The sequence below is a fragment of the Lacticaseibacillus yichunensis genome (assembly GCF_003946405.1).
Lineage (GTDB): Bacteria > Bacillota > Bacilli > Lactobacillales > Lactobacillaceae > Lacticaseibacillus > Lacticaseibacillus yichunensis.
This window is the reverse complement of the sequence record NZ_RHOG01000033.1, coordinates 1-21,878: the sequence shown is the minus strand read 5'-3', so window position 1 is coordinate 21,878 and position 21,878 is coordinate 1. Positions and strand designations below refer to the sequence as shown.

The window sequence follows — 21,878 nt, the reverse complement described above, 5'->3', positions numbered from 1 at the left end:
CTTCTATCTTGCCGCATCACCGGCCACGCTGTCTTGCACTTTATAATAGAAGAAACACGTTTAACAAAAATTTAGTTGTATCGATTCATCAAGCTCGCAAAATCGGTGCCACCGATCCAATCGACCAGGGCATCGCCGGCCTTGGCCATCCCGTTTTGCACCTCGATCACCTGGTCGCCCTTGAATGGCGTCAACACCCAGTCGACCACTTTTTGTTTTTGCGGATGCTGGATGCCGATCTTGAGGCGGAAAAAGTCCTGCGTTCCCAGCACATTGATGATCGACTTGATGCCGTTATGGCCACCAGCGGACCCGCGCTGACGCAGCCGGACCCGGCCGATCGTCATATCCATATCATCTTGGACGATCATGATCTCATCCAAGTCGAATTGGTAAAAGGCCTTGAGCTGGCCCACCGCGCGCCCCGAGTCGTTCATGAACGTCAACGGCTTCACGAGCATCACCTTTTCGCCGTCGATGACCCCCGTGCCTGTCATCGCGTCAAATTCATGTTTACTGAGGGTGATGCCAAGCCGGGCCGCCAACGCGTCCACAGTCATGTACCCCACATTATGTTTCGTCCTTGCATATTGGCTTCCCGGATTGCCGAGACCCACGATCATCTTCATGACTATTTCCCCCTGTATACGCAAAAAGGCTGGAAAGTGCCCTTTCCAGTTTACCGGCTTTCATTATAGCACGCCATATCGCACCGGTCAGCGAAAGGCACCGTTGCGTATGCGTCGCTCGGGAAAAATTGCTTGCAAACGGCCATCTATCAGCGGTGCCATCTCCAGGGGCACGCTCCGGTCGCTGTGTGATTCAAAAATCACACAGTTCTCGCCAAATTTTTAATACAGCTTGTGCATCGAGTAACATGGTTGCTGTTTAATGACGTCCCTTTCGCGTCACCGCTGAAATGAAAGCGTCCAGCAAGATGATGTAACACGTTGTTGAAATCGGTTTCTCTGTTGCTTAGATTTTGGTGAAACGCTTCACAGAAAGCCGGCATTACGGCGTTTGTCAAAATGTAAAATAAACGCAAAGCCGGCGAAAATAGAAGTGAAAAGACGCGCGCACAATCTGCTTTGTGGTATACTGCTAAGTGAATTGCATAACTGCAAATAAGAAAGGATGATATCACCGTGGCAAAAGGAATCAAAGACCACCAGAAGGTACTTCTGGTCGGCGACGGCGCTGTAGGCTCCAGCTTTGCATATGCACTTGTTTTGCAGGGCATCGCTCAGGAAATCGGCATTGTCGATATTTTCAAAGATAAGACTAAGGGTGACGCGATCGATTTGAGCAACGCGCTCCCATACACTTCGCCAAAGACGATCTACTCTGCAGAATACTCCGACGCAAAGGATGCAGACGTTGTTGTCATCACCGCTGGCGCCCCACAGAAGCCAGGCGAGACCCGTCTTGACCTCGTTAACAAGAACCTCAAGATCTTGAAGTCCATTGTTGACCCGATCGTTGAGAGTGGTTTCAACGGAATCTTCGTCGTAGCGGCCAACCCTGTTGACATTTTGACCTATGCGACCTGGAAGCTTTCTGGTTTCCCGAAGAACCGTGTCATCGGTTCCGGTACTTCTTTGGACACTGCCCGCTTCCGTCAGTCCATCGCTGAGATGGTCGGCGTTGATGCGCGTTCCGTCCATGCTTACATCATGGGCGAACACGGCGACACCGAATTCCCTGTATGGTCCCATGCCAACATCGGCGGTATCAAGATCTCCGAATGGGTCAAGGAACATCCAGAAATCGATGAGAGCAAGCTTGTCGACATGTTCGAAAACGTGCGTGACGCTGCTTACGAGATCATCAAGCTGAAGGGCGCGACCTTCTATGGAATCGCAACTGCCCTGGCCCGCATCGTTCAGGCCATCCTTGATGATGAAAATGCTGTTCTGCCGCTGTCTGTCTACATGGACGGCCAGTACGGTCAGCATGACATCTACATTGGCTCCCCTGCTGTGATCAACCGCAACGGGATCCAAAACATCCTTGAGATTCCTCTGACCGACCATGAACAAGAATCCATGGACAAGTCCGCGACCCAGCTGAAGAAGATCATCACCGATGCCTTCGCAAAGAACGACATCGAAACTCGTCAGTAATCTGGATCGTTAAAAATCGTCTCACTGCTTCGGCAGCGGGGCGATTTTTTTTGGCCAAATTTTTTCCTCGTTGCGTGCCATCCCCGTGCAGTGGCAGTGCAGCGGCCACTTTTCAATCATTGCCATTTCACTCAGCCACCGTCGTCAAAATGTGCGCATAATAGATAGAGTGCCGGCCCACATGAGAGAATGGCGAGAATTTCCGCTTTTTTCGTCGTGAACCGAGGCGGAATGCTTGCGCAACAGCTTGACTATGGTATCATAAAGGAAGATTAGAGATTTTTAATAATTACGTGGAAACGCACGATGGAGGTCCGCTTATGTTAATCAAGTCATTGGTGCTCAAAAAGGAATTCCTGACGACTGTCAAAGAGACCGTCACGCTCGAAGAAGCCCTGAAAGTCCTCGAAGACTCCGGCTTCCGCTGCGTGCCGATTCTCGACGAAAGCGGTCAGATCTTCCGTGGCAATATCTATAAGATGCATATTTATCGGCACAAGTCACAAGGCGGCGACATGAGTTTGCCAGTCACCTACCTGCTGAAAAACGCGACCAAGACGATTCCGGTCAACGCCCCATTTTTCAAGGTCTTCTTCAACATCAAGGACTTGCCATATATCGCAGTGCTCGATGAAAATGCCAACTTCTATGGAATCTTGACCCATGCGAAGTTACTGTCGATGCTGAGCGAAAGCTGGAACATCGACGTTGGCTCGTATGTGCTGACCGTGATGTCCACCGGCGAGCGCGGCGACCTGGCGACCATGAGCAAGATCCTCGCCAAATACGTGTCGATCTCAGGGTGTTTGACCTTGGACGCCAAGCGTGATGAATTCGTCCGTCGCACCCTATTCACCCTGCCAGCCGGCACTGATGAAAACACGCTGAACGAGATCGTCGCAAAGCTTGAAAAGAAAAACTTCCGTGTCGTTGAGATCGATGACCTCCAATCCGGCCAACCGATTCGCGTGGATGAAGAACTGTAATTGCACTTTGCCTCGGCGACAGCCGGGGCTTTTTTTGAGGAAAGCTTACCGTTCTCGCAACCGATTCTTAACTTCGCTGCGAGATGATGACCACATCTGGAGGAAAAATGGATGAAAAAGATCGTCATCTGGTTGCGGCTCTTATTGGTACTCGCCACCCTGCTCATCAGCGGCATCGTGGTCGGCTTTTATGTATTCGGGGTCGGCGCTTTTGCCATTGAGCTGTACCCCGTGCTCGGCTGGGTCTTTTGCGTCGGCGTCACGCTGGCATTTGCGAGTTTTTACGCTGTGATGATCGCGGCCTGGCAATACTTGACCCAAGCGCAGACTGGCTCAGGAGCTTCAAACACACACGCCACCCTAGCACGTGCGACGCGGCACCTAGCGCAGGCGCTTTTTGCGATGGTCGCCGGGGCGCTGATCGGTCTTCCGATGGTCATCGTCCTGGTCATTCAACAAGAGGCGCTGGCTGTTCTCTTCATCTATGTTGGCGTGATTGGCCTGCCGCTTTTGCTCGGAAGTCTGTTTTGGCTGCAGGGAAAAATGGGGGCGCCTGACTGACAGTTTGGCGTCCCACCCTCCCGCGGGCCTGCGCACCCTGAATCAAGTTGGGCCCCGGCCCGCATGGTGGGGTCATCTAATTGACTCGAGCACTCGATAGCCAAGTGCGCTATCAAGCGCTCAAGCCAAATTAGCTGTCCCACCCTCCCGCGGGCCTGCGCACCCTGAATCAAAAACACCGAAGCGCTGGCCTCGGTGTGTGATCTTAGTCAATGTGTTGGGGCCGCCAAGCGGTCCTATTTTTGGCCCATGACTTTGGCAAAATGGACGGCCCGGTCAATAGCGGCCATCACGACAGCCCCGAGGATCATGATGATCACCTCAGAGGCCATCAGGGTCAAATACGTCATGCCGAAAGCGGCTGCGTTCAGATGGCCGGTGATCGCGATCTCGATGGCGATCAGCACCATCGTCAGCGACATGATCACGGTGTTGAGTGCCATTTTTTGCCAGAGCTTTGGCAGATGCGGCGCCAGCCATGCGACCAAGGCGAGGCCAATCAAACTCTGCGCGCCGCCAAACAGGACATCCAGCCAGTGCATCGGCGAAAAGATTGCGTTATAAAGCCCAACGCCGAGCACAACGCCCCAGAGATAACGGCGGTCAAACACCACCAGATGATTGAGCATTTCTGAAATGCGAAATTGAATCGCGCCGCTGGCTAGGCTAAACGCGCCTGGCACCACGGCTAACACGACATAAAGCGCGGCCACGATCGCGTTGACCACTAATGTCAAAACTTTGCGCTGCATGAAAAGACCTCCTAGTTTTTTTAAGTGGGATGGATTTCGAACCACGAATTACTAGTTTACCACCCGGGCCTCTGACCGACTAGCGAACCGGGCATTATTTCTGCAAACTGCCCGGTTTTGGTGTACGCTTAAGAGGTGCCACCCTATTTTAGTGACACCCACCTGCCGCGACCGCGACTTGAACAATTTTTTCAGTCTCGTTTCATAGGCTGGGCCCACGTGCGGCAATTGCCAGTGCGCGCCGTCCGTCTTTCGCGGAAAAACAATTATATAAGGAGTGACGTCTATGTCAGAAGCGATCGCATATCGCCTCAAACAGATCATGACGGCCGAACACCTCAGCTTGACGCAGACCGCCAAATTGATCGGCATCTCACCATCGAGCATGCGTAAAGTGCTCAAAGATGCTGAAATGAGCCGACCGATCACATTTAAGATCAACCGTTTTATCGATGCACACCCGGTCCAATCCACCGCGGCGCACCAGTTCACTATTTTCCAGACCAATGCGGATGGGACCACCACCAAGGAGACCGAGACAGTCCCTGCGGCCACCCCGACCCGCCGCCCAAAGCAAGCCGCTGAGAACCAGGCGAAAACAGAGACCACAAAGCCTGATGCAACGCAGGAAAAAACTGAACCGAAACAGGCCGCCAAGACGCCTGTCCAAAAGCCGGCGACCCGCAATGCGCAAACTCGCACGCAACAAGCTTCACCGCGCACCACACAGAGCCAGGCCCAGCAGACAAAGCCAGCTGCAAAACAGCCGACCAAACCCGCTCAGCGTGCGCAAAAGTCGACCCAGCCAGCGCCTAAAACGCCGGCAGCGGCCAAGCCCGAGCCGCAAAAAGCGCAGACAACTGGCCGCCGCACTGTAGCCAAGCCAATTGCGGCCAAGAGCCAAAATCAAACACAAAACCAGCCGCAGACCAGAACTCAACAACAGGCCCAAAAGCCGGCTCAGACTCAAAATCAGACTCAAACGCAAAAGCAAAGTCAGGCGCAAAACCAGAGCCCGGCTCAAAATCAAAATCAGCAAAAGACGACCACCCAGGTGAATCGCCCAGCGCAATCGACCGCGGCTGCGCAAAATCGGCCAACCACCACTTCGCCAAAGCCGGCTACCTCAGCCGCGAATCAGTCAGTGCAGCCCACAAAACAGACCACTGACAAGCAAGCGCAACCGACCCAAAATGCGGCGCCTGCACCAAAGACACGCCGCAGTCGCCGCAGCCCACAAGAGACCGAGACCAAACCGACGCCAACGAGCCAGACGCGCCGCAACACCACGAGCCACCCTGCGCCAAAGCATGCGCCAAATCCGGCCACGCAACCTGCAGATGGCGAGCGCGCGGTGCCAGGCTTTGTCGATACTGGCGCAACAACGCGCAACAACGGGCGTAGCTCCCAACCACGTTCGACCGCCCCGCAAAACACGCAGCGCGCGCAGAACCAACAGTCACAAAAGTCGGCCGCCTCGCAGCAATCGACTGCTGCCAACGCGACCACCCAAAGTGCACCTCAGTCCCAGACACCGCGCACCGCAGCAACCGCCGCTGCCCAACCCGTTGCCCCAAAAGCCGCGGTGCATTCGACACCAGTCAGTGCCGCCGCTTCAACGTCCTCGACCGTTTCCGAGGCAGCGCCAACTGCCTCTGTTGCCCCGCGTTCAACGACGACCCCGGCCATCAATCAGGCCAAGACGCCGGTCGTGCAGCCCGCTTTGACCAAGTTGCACGCGCCAAACGAACTGCAGATCTACATGGACGAGTCTTTTGCCAACGGAAATGACTACCAGCGTAGCATGTACGTTGGCGCGACTGTCACCGACCCAAGCAACCAGACGGCGCTGCAGCACTTCAGCGACACCCTTTACCCATTCGGCTGGCAGCCAGGCGATGAGGTCAAGGCCCGTGGGAAAAATCGTGACCAGATTCAAACCATGTTGCTGCACGCAAAACATGAGAGCGCACAGACCTTCTCGATCTATTCGCCGCTCAGTGACGCTGGCAATTTTGCCATGAGTTTTGGAATCATTTTCCCATATCTCGCCGCCTTACTGCGCATTCTCGGCCAGTACGAGAACACGCCGGCCAAGGTCCATGTCACCTTGGATCAGCGCAGCGAGATTCACGACGACCAGCTCGGCCTGGCTGCCCGCATGATGCACGCCTATCTCAAAGCCCAAACCGGCAAGGATGTCATCTTCATGATGCGCACCACCGATTCACGCAACGAATTGGGCGTTCAATATAGCGACTTTATCAGCCACGCCGCCATGACCTTTGGTACCGCTGGCCAGGACGTCTCCGTTTGCGGCATCAAGCGCCTCGATCCGGTCGGCAGTCGCCCCGGCGATCAGCTGGTACTGTACGCCATGGTCGGCCTGCAGAAATACCTGCTCGACGACCGCCCACAAGGCACCCAGCCGGCAAGCTACCAGAGCCCAATTTTGAACATCGCCGCCCAACTCTTCCGCCTTGCAACGAAAGCGACGACGATGGCCAACGTGCCCGATGAGACCTTCACCCAGGCCAAGTTGGTCGTGACCCAGCTCCTGCAGGTCGTGCCGTCTGCCATCAACGGCGCTATCAACAAGATGCCATTCCAGAACTGGTTCGACATCTGCTCCCGCGCCACCGGCATTCTGCACTACACCGACGAGACGTTGCCAAAGCTCAATCCCGATCCGGATACCCTGCAGATCGCAAACGATGCCTTGAACAACATCGCGACCCTGCTGGCGCGTTAAGCCTTTTGAAAAATAGTGCTGCGACGGCCCGTCTTGTGCGGGCCGTTTTTGATTCGGCGGCGCGCCCTTGAATCAAAAAACCGGGCCCGCAAAATGCGTCCCGGTGCCATTGTCTATCGATGCGTGAAAAATCAGCAGTATTGGCGGTCGTGGAAGTGGAGTCCTTCGCCTTACACCTGCCGAATCCCAACCGAGATCGCCAGCGCCTGATCCACTGCGACCATTTTTGTCTGCGACAACGTGGTCATCTTGTCCTGCAGGCGCTGCTTGTCGATCGTGCGAATCTGTTCCAGTAAGACGACTGAATTGCGTTCGATGCCGTCGACCCCTTCAACCAAGCCCACATGCGTCGGCATTTTCGGCTTATCGATGCGCGACGTGATGGCCGCAACGATCACCGTACGGCTGTAATGATTGCCGACATTGTTTTGAATCACCAAGACAGGCCGACTGCCGCCTTGTTCGGAGCCCACGACTGGCGAGAGGTCAGCAAAGTAGACATCGCCGCGTCGCACTTCCTCTTCTGCCATGTGCCGGGTCCTCTTTTCCTTCAGTTATCGAGCGCTGCCGCTTCACTTTCGCACGCGTTAAACTCGCTACAGATCTCCTCGTTCAGCTCAGCCATTTCGCGGTAGCCGTTGATCAGGCGCGCCCGCATGATCGCATCCGCGTGACTTGCGACAAAATCGTGCACTAAATCATCGACAAACGCGTCAACTGCCATGTCATGTGCCTGGCAATAGGCTTCGATCTGAGCATTAGTCGTCTCATCCCAATCGACATTGAGCGCCAATTTCGTCATGAGCGGATCCTCCCGAATTCATTTTCTTCATCTTAGCACATCCACCGCGTGCGTCAATTGAAAGGACTTGAAGGACGGAAGAAAGAACAACGACGCGAAAAAAAAGAAAACGCACCCGCAACCGGACGCACGTTTTCCCCGCTTCATGCTTCAATTACCCGCACACTCGATGCACGGCACCCACGCAGCTTACTCGATTGGCGCCACAGACTGCCTTGGCAGACGCGCCGCCAAACTGCAGGCGATCTCATAGTGAATCGTGTCCGAATAATCGGCGACATCCTGCAAGCTGATGCTTTGGTCGCCGCTTTGGCCCACCAAGACCACCGGCGTGCCGGCTGGATAAGCTTTTGGCATCCGCACCATGAACTGGTCCATGCAGACGCGCCCGACGATCTGGCAAAATTGCCCATCGATCAGCACGTGAAAGCCCTGCATGCGCCGCAGCCAGCCATCCGCATAGCCCAGCGGCACCGTGCCGATAAACTCATCGCCACTTGCGCGATACGTCGCACCATATGAGATCGCATCGCCTTGATGCACCTGCTTGCAAAACACGATCTGCGACACCAGACTCAGCGCCGGCTCCAGCGCATATGGCACCTCAGGAATCGCATGACCCGACGGATTGAGCCCATACATCGCAACGCCGAAGCGAATCATGTTGCCATTGCAGGCCGCATGCCACAGGCTAGTCGCAGAATTTGACACATGCACATAACGGGGCCGCTTTGGCAACGCCGCCGTGAACGCATTGAAGCGCCGCGCCTGCATCTCAAAATACGCTGTGTCCTTTTCATCCGCCGTGGAAAAATGGGTAAAAATGCCGGCCACATCAAAGCACTCAGGCTGTTTGGCGATCACGGCCAGCGCGTCCTGCATTTGTGCGATCGTCTGAAACCCGATGCGCCCCATGCCCGTATCGATTGCCAAATGAATGGCCAGCGGCGGCAATTTTTCACTCGTCAAAAGTGGCAAGGCTGCCTCGAGCCAGGCGGCGCCGGCGACCGGCACACTGATATGATTGGCCGCGGCGACCGGGGCATATTGCGGCTCGATCAGCCCCAGCACCAGAATCGGCTGGGTAAAATGGGCCTGGCGCAAAGCCAACGCTTCGTCTAATACGGCCACGCAAAAGCCAGTCGCGCCGGCCTTTGCCGCAACACGCGCCACCCGAAGCAAGCCGTGCCCATAGGCGTCCGCCTTGACCACCGCAAACAGTTCCGTCCCTGCATCCAGCCGGGCCAGCGCATGCGCCACATTATGTAAGATCGCCGTTTCGTTGACCAGCACCGTGCTGGGCCGCAAAGTTGCCGTTACCATACTCATTTGTCACTTGCCTCCAAGATCACTTCTGTCATCACCAGCGTTTGCGTGTGCGAAATCGACACCAGCGCCCGCCCGGCAAAGGGATGCGCCGTCACGATAGGCTTGCCGCTCGCATCATCGAGCACCTCAACATCATGCAGCGCGACCTTGCCCAAGCCCGTGCCGAACGCTTTTGAATAAGATTCCTTCACTGAAAACCGGCCCGCGAGCCATTCCGCCGCCCGCGCCGGCGCTAGTTGCTCAAAGATCGCCAATTCGCGCGGCGTCAGGACCTTTTCTGCAAAATGTGGGTTGCGTGCCTGTGCTTCCTGAATACGCGCGATCTCTGTCAGATCGATACCAAGTCCTGCGATCAAAGCGGACCCTCCCTTTTTTCCTGATGGTCTCATTATAAGCCGGCCCGCCGCACTTGTCCGCTCAGCGCGCGTGAAACTTGGTCACGCCAAGATGAACCCCGCCCCACCACGATTTTCCCCAGCAAAAAAAGCTCCCATCGCTGGCAGCTTTTCCCCAACACTTTAAAATCAATAACGCTTCTTGCGACCATCGAAGCTGCGTTTGGCTTCTTGACGGTCCTTGCGCTTAGCATCCTGGCGACGAGCATTGTCATAAGGATGACTGCTGTTGCCGTGGCTGGTGCTGGCATTGCTGCGGCCGCCGCGGTAATCATTGCCGCGCCGATTGTCGCTGCGGCGATTGCCCTTGTAGCCCCCACGATAATTGGCGTGGCCACCATGATGCGGCAACGGGCGCTCCGGGGTCAATTTGACCGGCACCGTGCTGGCATCATCCGGGGAAACAGCCTTCAGATACGCCGCGACCAACTGAACCGGCGTGTATTGTTCCAAAAGACTTTCAGCCATCGGTTCATACTTGTCGCTGTCGTCATTTTCGACTTGCGCTTTGATGGTGGACAGGCCAGTGGAAACTTGGCCCATGAACGCCTCTTCTTCTGTCGGCGGCTTGAGCGGCATCATCCGCTTCTTGGTCAGATCCTCGATGGTGCGCAGGTAGTCGACCTCATTTGGGGTGACAAACGTGACCGCGACACCCGATTTACCGGCACGGCCCGTCCGCCCGACCCGGTGCACATAGCTATCTGGGTCTTGCGGAATATCGAAGTTGTACACATGCGTTACGCCTGAGATGTCAAGCCCACGAGCGGCCACATCCGTCGCAACCAGAAAATCGAGCTCGCCTGACTTGAATTGCTTCAAAACGGACATACGCTTTTGCTGCGTCAGATCGCCATGAATACCTTCCGCCTTGTAACCGCGGGCTTTGAGGCCCTTGGTCAACTCATCGACGCGGCGCTTTGTCCGGCCGAAGATCAGCGCAAGCTCTGGCGATTGAACGTCAAACAGACGCGTCATGATATCGAATTTTTCAAATTCCTTCGAGCGTACGTAATACTGCTCGACGGTATCGGCGGTCAATTCCTTAGACTTGATCTTGACCGTCACTGGTTCGTGCATGAAGGTCGTGGTCAGCCGCATGATCGGTGCCGGCATTGTTGCGGAAAACAGCAAGGTCTGGCGGCCTTCTGGGGCGGTCTTGACGATACTTTCAATGTCTTCGATGAAGCCCATGTCCAGCATTTCGTCGGCTTCATCCAGGACCAAGGTCTTGAGATTACCGAGCTTCAGGGTGTGGCGGTTCAAATGATCGAGCAGACGGCCAGGCGTCCCGACCACGATCTGCGGATGATCCGCCAAGCCTTTGATCTGGCGGCGCATGTCGGCCCCGCCGTAAACCGCCTGGACCTTGACGTTCTTGTCCTTGCCGAGGCGGTAAAATTCTTCCTGCGTCTGCACGGCCAGCTCGCGGGTTGGCGAAATGACCAGCGCCTGCACGTTGCGGTCTGCGAAGTCGATGTTTTGCATGATCGGCAAAGCAAACGCGGCGGTCTTACCGGTCCCGGTCTGCGCTTGGCCGATCACGTCCTTGCCCTGGAGCACCAGCGGAATGGTCTCTGCTTGAATCGGCGTTGCCTCTTCAAAACCGGCGCGCGTCACTGCTTTGAGCAGGTCATGATCGAGTCCGAGTTCTTTGAATTTCAAATAAGTTCCTCCTTGTTTTGCGATGCAGCGCGTGGCCAAACAGAGGAAGTCTCATCATCCGTTTCGCAGATCTCGCCGCATATCGACCACTTTTCTGAAAAGTGTCTGGAATATCTTACCACTGCTTGCACTAAAACACAAACCGCCCGCACTTCATCAAAAAGATTGGAAGTGCTGTTTGGTCGCCCGGTGGGCTCCCGGGTGGCGCCGGCCAGAAATGGCTGGAACGCTCCCAAGTGACTTTAAGCCCGCAAAGTGCGCGGTCTTAAAGCTCACTTTCGGTGTAAGCGGCACAGCCGCTAACACCGACGAGGGGGCTGAGCCATTTCTGGCCAGCACCACCCTCATATCCAGTTTTCAGGAATTGGTAGAGTGCGCGGTTCTGTGGTTTTGGGTGCGTGGATTCTTTTTTAGAATAGTCATCAAAATATCTTGTTTGCAGTTCTCGATTTCTGCGAAGTCTCTTCTCTGCATGCCCATTTTTGCAATTGTGGCATTGCAGCTTCTGATTTGCGAATTCACTGGTTTTGTCTCTGAAATCCACCACCCCGGTTGTCTTTTGCCCCCGCTTCTCCACCAAAAAAGCGGCCCGCGAGCCGCTTTTTCGTTTTGTTTCTTCTATTATAATGGACGACTGGCGAGGTCTGTCAGGACGGTTTGTTGTGGGTCCGGCAGTTTGCCGTTTGCCATTGGGCCGACGTTTAACAGGAGACGGCCGCGGTCTTTGCGGCCTTGGGCAACCAGCTGCCGGACGTCATCTGCTGTGATGAAGTCCTCTGGGCGGGCGGCTTGGTTGTAGCCAAATGACAGATCCATGCCTCTTGTCATTTCGTAATAATCCGGCGCGCCAGTCCAGATGCTTGAATATTCCAGGGTCCGATAATCGTAGTACTGCGGTGGCGTGCTTTTGTTTGATTTTTTCGCGCGGGCATTGACGATCGCGCCGCCCAGGTTGAACAAGGGGTAAAGCGGCTTGTGGCGCAGTGAATTCGGGTAGCTGCCCCAGCGATCGTCGACCATGCCCTCCGGAACCGCCTTGTAGTAGTCGGCGAACAGCTGCGGGAGGCGCGGGTCGACGGGATAGCCGATGTCGCTCCACAAAATGTCTGGGCGATGGCGGTCGATCAGCTCGTGCCACTGGTCCCACACATAATCGAGGTAGCGCTGGCTCGTGTCGTTTCCCAGCAAAAATGTCGCCGCGCTTTGGATACGGTCGTGCTTGAACGTCCAATCCAGCAGGCTGGAATAATACACACCAAAGCGCATCCCCCGCGCGCGGACCGCCTTGGCCAGTTCGCCCACAAAATCAAAGCCGAGGTGATAGTCGGGTTGGTGCGGATTTCGCACCTCGGTATCGTACATCACGAACCCGTCGTGATGCTTGGTCACCACCACCACATATTTCGCATGGGCCGCGGCGAAGGCATCCGCCCAGGCTTCCACGTCGACATTTTTCGCCGTCTCTTTGAAAGACTGGGCAAAATCGGCATACGGGGCGTTGCCATAATGCGCCCGATGGTATTGCCCCGTTGGCCCGTTTTCAAAAAGCATTGAGTTGGCGTACCACTCGGCGTAGGGTTGATATTCAAACTGCCTGCGCAGCGTCGGGTGCTTGCCCGGGCCGGTGATCGGCGCCGGCGCATAAGCAGGCACGCTGTAGAGGCCCCAATGAATGAAGATGCCGAAATCGGCTTGCTCAAACCAGGTCGGCGCCTGGCCGCGATGACGATTCACGTCTGCCATACCCTTTTCCTCCTAATATTTCCGTGAGAGTTGCGCGCGCGCCTGATCCGCGGTGATGGTGCCCGCGTTCGCCGACGCCATCAGCTGCACATCATGGTCGTTGAGGTGATAAAACAGCAGTGGAATCAGGGCTACAGCCGCGCCGATCGCCGGCAAGAGTTCCGCCACCAGCCACAGGCCATTCAGCGCCGTGGTGCTTTGCGTGATCGCCATTTTTTGCAGGTCGGCAAAACTGCTGGCCTGAATCGGCTGCCAGGCAAACAGGCCGAGGACAAATAACCCCAGCGGTTGGGCCAGCGAGATCAATTTTCCAGAAAACGACTGAATGGCAAACGCGATGCCGCGCGCATCGATGCCGGACGAAAACTTGCCGTATTCCACCACATCAGGGGTAAAGGTCAGATTCAGCGTCAACACAACGCCTTGCGGAATCGAGCGCAACGCGACCAGCGCGAGGTAGACCCAGAGGCTGTGCGTGCCGCCCAAGTAGACGAAAAACGTGGTGAGCGCCAAAGCCGCCGCGCTCCAGAAAAAGAGGCGGAACTTGTCGATGTGTTTGAGAATCATCCCCATCAGCGGCGCCAAAAGCGCCATTGGAATCGCCATCGCGACCATGGTGAGGGTTGAGACCAGCGCCGAGCCGAAGAAGTAATACGAGACGAATAGATCGACGGCCGAGTTGGTCCAGGTGATGCCCGCGATGATGTAATAGAGATAATAGCGCTGCAGGTATTTGTTCGAGCGCACATATTGCCACATTTGGCGCAGGGTGTAACTCGCACTTTGCGTCGTCGTGTGCACGCGCTCCTTGGCGACAAACGACACCGGCGACATCAACAGAAACATCAAGATAGCCAGTACGATCGCCGTGGTGCCGAACGTGAAGCTCCCCGCCTCGGAAACCATGAAGGTCGCCACCATACTGGTCACAAAGGTCCCGACCAACGCGGCCATCCGGGCAATGGACAAAATACTGTTGCGCTCGGTGGTATCCGACGTCATCAAAGTCACAAGATTGTAGATCGGCACATCGGAGATTGTGTAAACCGTGTCCCAAAGCACATAGCTGAGCGCAAACCAAAGTAATTTTGCCTCAGGGTTCAAAAAGCCTGGAATGTTGAAAACGATGATGGTCATCACGGGCACCATCACCATCGCCACGCGCAGCCACGGCAGGCTTCGGCCCGACTTGAAGTGAATCTTGTCAAACAAAACGCCAAAGAATGTGTCGCTCATCGCGTCCCACAATTTGACCGCGACCATCGCAAACGCCACTTGGGCCAGCGCGATGCCGTTCATCAACAGATACGTCGTCAGCATCCCGGTCAAAAAACTATTCGCCATGCCTTGCCCGGTGAAGTAGGACCAAAAACTGATGCGCTCGCCATTTCCAGTTTGGCGCGTCACTTGCTTTTCTTCCATGATGTTCCCCTCTTTCTCACGCTCACGAGATCGTTCCCCCTGGCTGACAAAACGGTGCTGCTTTGTAAAACGGTGCTTGATTTCAAAAGCGGTGCTGAGCTTCAAAAACGGGCTTCTTTTCAAGACGGCCACTTTCTCTCATATGGCCAAGCCCGCCTGCTCTCACAATGTCGTGGGCTAACTGGCTGGGTCCGAGCAGCTAAGGCCCTCAATGCCTGGTCCAAAACCGGACCTGGCGTTGAGGCCACTTACCTGTCGGACCCAAGCCCGCCAGTTAGCCCACTTCTTCGCTTCTAATGATTCGCAAACCACACCAGCGCGCGGACCATCCACAACTTCAGACTGCCGCCGCTTTGTTGCGCGAGCCGAATCAGAGGTGTGTCCCAGACGATCGTCGCCAAAAAACGGCCTTCAGGTGACTCCGGGGTCACATGATCATTATTTTGCATACTGCCGATGATCACATTGCTCAGCTTGGTCACAAGCCACGACTTCGGGGCCATTTCCCGCGGCGTGCTCAGCGGCGTGAAGGTCCCTTTGGTCAGCGACGGCGGATCGGCCGGCGTCAGGCCCGACAACTCAGTGAATGCGGCGAGCGTTGGAATGCCCACCGGTTGTTGGTACCACTTTGGCGCATCGATGCGAAAAGTGGGCGCTTCAACATGCAACGGACGCGTGGTCACAATATCGCGACTGGAGGTGCCGACAAACAGCTGCCAGTCCCCGCCGGCCAAGGTGAACGCCTGCTCGGGCTCGTTCCAGCGCTCAAACGCATGCTTTGGCACCGTCAACGTCACCCGCCGACTTTCACCCGGATCCAGCCACACCTTGGCAAACGCGGCCAATGTTTTTTCTGGTGCGAGTTGCGCTTGATCCACCTGACCCACATAGACTTGGACCACCTCGGCGCCGCGCACCGACCCGGTATTAGACATCGTGACCGCCACCGTCGCATCGACGGCCACGCTGACGGAGACACTGCCGGAAACCGTCACCGAATCGGCGGTCAAAACAGTCGGTGCTTCGATCTCACTGAGGGTAAACGTGGTGTAGCTCAGCCCAAAACCAAACGGAAACGCCACGGGGACGTTTGCCTTATCATAGTAGCGATACCCGACATACAAGCTTTCCGCGTAAGGCACACTCAGCGGCTGGCGGCCGTACAAGTCGCTGGACGGCACATCCGTGTAGCGAAGCGGCAAGGTCTCCGCGAGTTTGCCAGACGGGCTGACCGCACCGAACAACAACCGCGCCGCCGCGGCCCCGACCCGCTCGCCGCCTAAAAACAGATGCAAGATCGCGCGGACCTTGCTGGCAAAAGGCAACTCGATCGCAGACCCTGCCACGAGCAGGACCACCACATTTGAGTTGACCGCCAAGAGCTGGTCGACCAGCGCCAACTGATTTGCCGGCAGGGCCATGTCACTGCGGTCGTTGCCTTCCGCCTCGGCCGTCGCCGGCAGCCCCAGCGTCAAGATCACCGTGTCGTTTTTCCCAGCGGCCGCCACCGCCTCGCGAACCAGCTCTGCATTCGCAGCCCCATCCAACTGATAGCCCGGCGCAAAATCAACCGCGTGCCCCGCCGCCGTGAGTCCCTGCAAGATCGAGCGCGTCTCCGGCGTCGTGATGTGCGACGAGCCTGCACCTTGAATCCGCGTCTCTTCCGCCAGCGCCCCGATCACCGTGACCCGGGTGCCATCCCCAAGTGGCAATACGCCATCGTTTTTCAGCAGCACGGCGGACTGTTCCTCGATCTGTTGCGCAAGATCCGCGTTTTCGGCCAGCAAGGTCTCCCTGTTCCCGGTGAAAATAGGGCGCTGCTGGTCGGCCACCGCCGCGATTTTTTCCGCCGCGCGGGTGAGACTGGCTTCAGGCAAGCGGCCCTGCTTCAGCGCTCGGGCGGCCTGCTTGTCAAAAATGTGCCCGGAGCTTGGCATCTCCAGATCCGTGCCCGCAATCAGCGACGCCGCCTTGTCGTTCAGCGCGCCCCAATCCGACACGATCATCCCGTCAAAGCCCCACTGCTTGCGCAACACCTCGCCGAGCAGGTAGTCGTGATCGCTCATGTACACCCCGTTGACCAAGTTGTACGCGATCATCACCGTTTCCGGCTGGGCGGTCGTCACCGCGAGACGGAACGCCTCCAGGTAAAGCTCATGCAGCGCGGTCGCATCGATCAGCGAATCCGAGCGCAGCCGGGCAGTCTCCTGGCTATTGCCAGCAAAATGCTTCAGGGACGCCCCTGTCCCGGTGCTTTGGAGGCCGCGGATCCAGGCGCTGGCCAACGTCCCAGCTAACAGCGGATCCTCGGAAAAATATTCAAAACTCCGCCCGCCCAGTGGGTTGCGCTTGATGTTGATGCCCGGGCCGAGCACCACATCGACGTTCATGCTACGGGCCTCTTCTCCGATGGCCGTCCCCATTTTGGCCAGCAGGTCCGGGTCCCAGGAACTGGCACTGGCGCTGGCCGTTGGAAAAGCCGTCGCAGCCACCGCCTCATTGATGCCCAAATGATCGGCCGCGGTCGCCTGATACCGCAAGCCGTGCGGGCCATCGCTCATGCGAATGTTGGGAATGTCGCCCAGCGCCTCGGTCGCCCAAAAATCCCGGCCGGATGTCAGCTTGATCGCTTCCTCATCCGTCAAAGTGGTCTTCCCCGTTGCGCGTTTGATCGTGATCGTCATCGCTGTCCCTCCTCACTTACTTGCGATAAGCATATCACGGAAACGCTCTCATATGTGGTTTTCTGTCTTCCGCCCCACTGCACTAAGTAAAGCGGTTCATCATTGCGTCATATCCTGACACAGAACCTGTCTTTCCTGTGCCGAAATGGTGAAAAAAAGGCGGCCAGCGCCGTCTACAAGAACCATTTATTCAAAAAAACGAGGCAAAACTTTTTTCGGCTTTGGGGCTGTGGCCGCGCCCGAGACCGCCCAGTTGCGGATGCGTCTCTGCCTGCCGAATCAAGTTGGGCGCCGCACCCCGAATCAAAAAACGGCAGGCGCATTTGCCCACCGTTTTGCGAATTCGTATTGTACTACGCGTGGCTCCCCTCGACCAGCGCCTTCACCACATTTTCCAAGTGCAGGCCGTGGCTCGCCTTGAGCAATACCATATCCTGATAGGAAATATCCTGCTGCAAGGCGTCGATCAGATCCGCCTGGTGCGGGGTCGAAAAATAATGCACGCGGTCGGCCGGCATCTTGGCCGCCAGGACCGCCTGCAGACTCGTGATCTGCGTACCGTACAGATAGACCTCGGCGATCTTCGCCGGATCAATGGCTTCCGCGACACTGGCATGCAGATCACCGGCCAGATCCCCGAGCTCCAGCATATCGCCCAGCACCACAATGCGCCGGCCGGTCGTCGGAAATTCTGCGAAATCAGTAATGACCGCCTTCATCGCCGTCGGGTTTGCATTGTAAACATCCGACAAGATCGACTCGCCGGCATCCCCCGTCAACCACTCCGTCCGGTTCTTCGTCACCTGAAAATGCGCGAGCGCCCGCTGAATCGTCTCCGGCTTCACATGGAAGCGCCGCCCGACCAGAATCGCCGCCAGCGCATTCGTCACATTATATTCGCCCATGATTGGAATGGTGAACTTCAGATCCGGCCACCGCGACAGGGAAAAAACGGTGTGGTCCTCAAAGCTCTTGATATCCCGCGCAAACAGCGAATTTTCCGGGCCCAGGCCAAACGTCTTTTGCCCCTGGTCCACATTTTTCGCCCGCTCGGTCAACAGCGGCTCGTCGCCATTGTAAATAAAGAGCCCGTCTTCCTTGAGGCCGTCCGTGATCTCCAGTTTCGCATCGGCAATCTTGTCGCGCGTCTTGAAAAATTCGATGTGGGCCTCCCCGATCATCGTGATCACCGCGACATCCGGCTCCGCCAACGTGCTCATCGCGTGCAGCTGGCCGGGCCGGTCCATCCCCATTTCGACCACCAGCACCTCAGTATTGGTGTCCATGCCCAAAATGGTGATCGGCACGCCGATCTCGTTGTTAAAATTCTCCGGCGTTTTCACCACATGATACTGCGTTGCAAGGACTGCGGCGGTCATATCCTTCGTCGTGGTCTTACCATTACTGCCGGTGATCGCAACGACCTTGGGATTGACCTTCATTAATAGGTAATATTGTGCCAATTGTTGCAACGCGGTCAGCGGCGACGGTACCACCAGCTGCGGCAAAGCCGTTTCGATCGGTTCGTGGTCCGTCGCTACAAACGTTGCCGCCGCGCCCTTAGCCTTGGCCGCGCCGATGAATTCGTGGCCGTCGCGCTCGCCGGCAAGCGGGACGAACAGGTCGCCCGGTTTTAACTGGCGCGTGTCAAACGCCACCCCGGTAATGGTCGGGCTATCCGCGTCCGAATACGGGCACTGCGCCCCGACGACCCGCGCGATCTCGGATAACTTCATTTTCATGACTCAAACTCCCCATTTCTCAAGCGGTCACTGCTCACGCAGCGCCAATTGCCAAGTCCCCGCCTCACGATCCAGCACCAAGTCGCCGCGCTGGGTGACCCCGGCTGGATCCGGCAGACGATCCGGCACAAACCGATCCGCCAACGCCAACAATGGAATCGTGACCGAACCTTGACTGAAGATCCCCCGTGAAAAGTCAAACAAGATGCCATCCTCCAGCAGCGGATACAGCTGACCCACCACTTCCGGCGTGAGCGGCGGAAAATGCTGCTGACGCAGGCGAAGCCAAAATGGCTGGTCGTTGGCCGCTAGCCGCAGATGCCGGACCACGGCACTCGCCAGCGTTGACGAAAATTGTGCCAGCTGGCGAAAATACAACGTGACCATGCCATTGCGCAGTGGCAGATGCACCATATTATTTTGCAGTTTGTAATAAAACGGCGGTTGGATATGCGTTTTGGCATGGCCGAGATACAAAAGCTCGGCAATCTCAGTCGGCGTCAGTTCCCGCAAGTACGACCCATGCTTGTAATCCAGCCAGTTGCGGGTGCGCGCCTCTTTGCCACGCAAAAAGGTGGTGACCGCTTCTTCGCCACTCAATTCGTTAAAGCCCGTGTGCGGATCGATGAATTCATCCTCGTCGATCGGCGGCAATAACAACAGGTGACGCAGCGGCGCCGGATGTGCCTCTAAAATGTCGGCGGCCCCGATGCCTGCCGTCAAAAACATGTGGGCCAGTGGTTCATAATGAACATAGATCAGTGAATCACGCAATTTTTTCCGGTCCTTTCGCCTTTCTACCCGATATTATACAACGTTTAATGAATTCCCGCGACGCAACCTGCTATGATATAAGTAAGTAAGAATACAGAACGCAAATCACCGCCGCCCAGCACGCCCGCGGTGAAAAGGAGGTGCGCGTCATGCATCCATGGCCCACTCAGATCACAAAACCGGTCTTGCCCACCATTCCCCAGCTCGAGCAGATTCCAGCCAGTTATTACCGACTGATCCACCGCGGCATTTTTGCCGATCGCTTTTTTCTGCCGACAGCCGAGCCGACCAGCGAGGCTCCGGATGGTGTTTCGCTGCACGCCTTAGCGACAGTGGGGCCGCGGCTGACTGCGCCCCTGCCGGATCATCTGGTACCTTTTGCCCAAGATGGCGCGCGATATTTTGTTTTTGACCTGAACGCAGGTGCGGCCGTTCGCTACATCGACACCGAGGTCGACCAATGGCTGACGATCGCCCCGACCTTCGACGACTTTTGGACCCAACTCCAGCGGCGCAAACCAATTTTCGCGGAAGGCATGTCCAAACAGGCCTTCACCCACTTCGCCGTGATCGCCGCCCCAAGTGACGTCGAGCCGGCGCTGGAATACGCCCGGGAATTTTTGCCGCTAAAGGATTGTCTCGAATGGCTCCTGTTTTTTGCCCAGCAAGCCGACGAAGCCAAGCAAGCGACGGCATTGGACGAATACGCCTTTCTTCGCCGCCTCCAGCGCGAGCGTTTGTCTCGCGACCTGGTCCAGCCGCTCGACGACGCATTCTCCGACAGCGCCGTGGCCGCCGATTTCTTCAAACATCAAGTGAGCAACTGGTACTAAGCACATGCGGGCGGTCTTGCGGGGCCGCCTTTTTTGTGGCTTCGGAGCGTGGCGCGGACTTGGACGGATGTTAGCCGAAGCGGTTGCCCGACCCGGCATGAGTCCGGAAGCTCTGATGCTGTCGCAATCTCGCGATCTCTGAGATTGCCAATTTCATTCTGTTAGGGCAGATCTTCGATATTTCCGATCTCAGAGATCGCGGCCACCAGGATTCTATCTGGGGGGAACCCTATGTCAGTGTCACCCCATCACATTTCTTTCCATCAGACGTTGGGGGCGTGCGGACTACGGGACCGCGGATGTGACTTCTATGGACAAAATGTTGCAAATTTGCAGACCATGAGTCCGGAAAAACTAGTACGGTCAACGTTTGCAATCTCTGAGACTGCCAATTTGCTTCAGCTGGGGCAGATCTTCGATATTTCCAATCTCAGAGATCGCGGCTCCCAGGATTTCATCTGGGGGGGAACCCTATATCAGTGTCACGCCATCACATTTCTTTCCATCAGACATTTCGGGCGTGCGGACCGCGGGACCGCGGATATTGCCTTGCTGGACTAAAAGTGACATATTTGCGGACCATGAGTCCGGAAGCTCTGATACTGTCGCAATCTCGCGATCTCTGAGACTGCTAATTTGCTTCGTCTGGGGCAGATCTTCGACATTCCCGATCTCAGAGATCGCGGCCCCAGGATTCCATCGGGGCGGCCCTCAGATCAGTGTGACACCATTTCATTATTATTCAGCAGACACTTGGGGCGTGCGGACCACGGGACCGCGGATATTGCCTTGCTGGACTAAAAGTGACATATTTGCGGACCATGAGTTCGGAAGCTCTGATACTGTCGCAATCTCGCAATCTCTGAGACTGCCAATTTGCTTCATCCGGGGCAGATCTTCGATATTTCCGATCTCAGAGACTGCAGCTCCCCAGCATTCCATCTGGACGGCCCTCATATCAGTGTCACCCCATCACATTTTTTCCAGCAGACACTTGGGGCGCGCGGACCACGGGACCGTGGATGTTGCATTTCTGGAATAAAAAGAACAAATTCGCGGTCCCGCGGTCCGGAAGACCTGATGCTTTCACAATCTCACGATCTCTGAGACTGCTATTTTGATTCTTATGGGCAAGACCTTCGATATTTCCAATCTCTGAGATCGCGGCCACCATGATTCCATCTGGGATACGCTCACAACAGTGTGACCCCATCACATTACTTTCCGTCAGACACTTGGGGCGTGCGGACAAAAAGTTGGACTTCAGGTATGATATTAAATGTACTCACTAAAAGAGAAGCAGAGGGCCGTCGAG

General features: G+C 56.2%; 18 protein-coding genes. 5 read left to right on the top strand and 13 right to left on the bottom strand.

Annotated elements, in window-relative coordinates; genetic code table 11:
• Positions 1–71: 71 nt before the first annotated feature.
• Positions 72–629, bottom strand: a complete 558-nt coding sequence (gene pth, locus EKM95_RS09510; protein ID WP_125697854.1) for an aminoacyl-tRNA hydrolase — start codon at positions 627–629, stop codon at positions 72–74.
• Between the two features lie 516 nt (positions 630–1,145).
• Between pth and EKM95_RS09505 the strand changes: the two genes are divergently transcribed.
• The 3 genes from EKM95_RS09505 to EKM95_RS09495 all read left to right on the top strand — a co-directional run bounded on the left by EKM95_RS09505 (position 1,146) and on the right by EKM95_RS09495 (position 3,670).
• Positions 1,146–2,123 (top strand): L-lactate dehydrogenase, encoded by a 978-nt coding sequence (locus EKM95_RS09505; protein ID WP_125697852.1) that lies wholly within the window; start codon positions 1,146–1,148, stop codon positions 2,121–2,123.
• Positions 2,124–2,443: 320 nt separating this feature from the next.
• A complete protein-coding gene (gene cbpA, locus EKM95_RS09500; RefSeq protein WP_125697850.1) occupies positions 2,444–3,109 on the top strand; it encodes a cyclic di-AMP binding protein CbpA in 666 nt (221 codons plus the stop codon).
• Between the two features lie 111 nt (positions 3,110–3,220).
• Positions 3,221–3,670 (top strand): hypothetical protein, encoded by a 450-nt coding sequence (locus EKM95_RS09495; protein ID WP_125697848.1) that lies wholly within the window; start codon positions 3,221–3,223, stop codon positions 3,668–3,670.
• Positions 3,671–3,906: 236 nt separating this feature from the next.
• On the opposite strand, the gene EKM95_RS09490 is transcribed toward EKM95_RS09495, so the two are convergent.
• The gene (locus EKM95_RS09490; RefSeq protein WP_125697846.1) at positions 3,907–4,422 is read right to left on the bottom strand and encodes a QueT transporter family protein; all 516 of its coding nucleotides are present in this window, start codon (positions 4,420–4,422) and stop codon (positions 3,907–3,909) included.
• A 286-nt stretch (positions 4,423–4,708) separates the two neighbouring features.
• Here EKM95_RS09490 and EKM95_RS09485 point away from each other — a divergent pair, with 286 nt between their 5' ends.
• Positions 4,709–7,174 (top strand): hypothetical protein, encoded by a 2,466-nt coding sequence (locus EKM95_RS09485; protein WP_125697844.1) that lies wholly within the window; start codon positions 4,709–4,711, stop codon positions 7,172–7,174.
• A gap of 170 nt (positions 7,175–7,344) precedes the next feature.
• Here the strand turns inward: EKM95_RS09485 and EKM95_RS09480 are convergent, their stop codons facing one another.
• The 11 genes from EKM95_RS09480 to EKM95_RS09435 all read right to left on the bottom strand — a co-directional run bounded on the left by EKM95_RS09480 (position 7,345) and on the right by EKM95_RS09435 (position 19,730).
• A complete protein-coding gene (locus tag EKM95_RS09480; RefSeq protein ID WP_125697842.1) occupies positions 7,345–7,704 on the bottom strand; it encodes a type II toxin-antitoxin system PemK/MazF family toxin in 360 nt (119 codons plus the stop codon).
• A gap of 20 nt (positions 7,705–7,724) precedes the next feature.
• The gene (locus EKM95_RS09475; protein ID WP_125697840.1) at positions 7,725–7,976 is read right to left on the bottom strand and encodes a hypothetical protein; all 252 of its coding nucleotides are present in this window, start codon (positions 7,974–7,976) and stop codon (positions 7,725–7,727) included.
• 189 nt (positions 7,977–8,165) lie between these two features.
• The gene (gene alr, locus EKM95_RS09470) at positions 8,166–9,299 is read right to left on the bottom strand and encodes an alanine racemase (RefSeq protein ID WP_125697870.1); all 1,134 of its coding nucleotides are present in this window, start codon (positions 9,297–9,299) and stop codon (positions 8,166–8,168) included.
• Between the two features lie 2 nt (positions 9,300–9,301).
• Positions 9,302–9,661: a holo-ACP synthase gene (gene acpS / locus EKM95_RS09465; protein WP_125697838.1), complete on the bottom strand. Its 360-nt coding sequence runs from the start codon at positions 9,659–9,661 to the stop codon at positions 9,302–9,304.
• Positions 9,662–9,829: 168 nt separating this feature from the next.
• A complete protein-coding gene (locus tag EKM95_RS09460; RefSeq protein ID WP_125697836.1) occupies positions 9,830–11,365 on the bottom strand; it encodes a DEAD/DEAH box helicase in 1,536 nt (511 codons plus the stop codon).
• A 265-nt stretch (positions 11,366–11,630) separates the two neighbouring features.
• Complete coding sequence (locus tag EKM95_RS11710; RefSeq protein WP_164510166.1) at positions 11,631–11,945, bottom strand: hypothetical protein; 315 nt, start codon at positions 11,943–11,945, stop codon at positions 11,631–11,633.
• A 41-nt stretch (positions 11,946–11,986) separates the two neighbouring features.
• Entirely contained in the window at positions 11,987–13,108 is a 1,122-nt protein-coding gene (locus EKM95_RS09455) for an alpha-L-fucosidase (RefSeq protein WP_125697834.1), read from the bottom strand.
• A gap of 12 nt (positions 13,109–13,120) precedes the next feature.
• Positions 13,121–14,530 carry an MFS transporter gene (locus tag EKM95_RS09450; protein WP_125697831.1) on the bottom strand — a complete coding sequence of 470 codons (1,410 nt, stop codon included), beginning with the start codon at positions 14,528–14,530 and terminating at the stop codon, positions 13,121–13,123.
• Between the two features lie 293 nt (positions 14,531–14,823).
• Entirely contained in the window at positions 14,824–17,214 is a 2,391-nt protein-coding gene (locus EKM95_RS09445; RefSeq protein WP_125697829.1) for a glycoside hydrolase family 3 C-terminal domain-containing protein, read from the bottom strand.
• A 353-nt stretch (positions 17,215–17,567) separates the two neighbouring features.
• Positions 17,568–18,956: a UDP-N-acetylmuramoyl-tripeptide--D-alanyl-D-alanine ligase gene (locus tag EKM95_RS09440; RefSeq protein WP_125697827.1), complete on the bottom strand. Its 1,389-nt coding sequence runs from the start codon at positions 18,954–18,956 to the stop codon at positions 17,568–17,570.
• 27 nt (positions 18,957–18,983) lie between these two features.
• Complete coding sequence (locus EKM95_RS09435; protein ID WP_125697825.1) at positions 18,984–19,730, bottom strand: hypothetical protein; 747 nt, start codon at positions 19,728–19,730, stop codon at positions 18,984–18,986.
• A gap of 149 nt (positions 19,731–19,879) precedes the next feature.
• Here EKM95_RS09435 and EKM95_RS09430 point away from each other — a divergent pair, with 149 nt between their 5' ends.
• The gene (locus EKM95_RS09430; protein ID WP_125697823.1) at positions 19,880–20,563 is read left to right on the top strand and encodes an SMI1/KNR4 family protein; all 684 of its coding nucleotides are present in this window, start codon (positions 19,880–19,882) and stop codon (positions 20,561–20,563) included.
• Positions 20,564–21,878 lie beyond the last annotated feature (1,315 nt).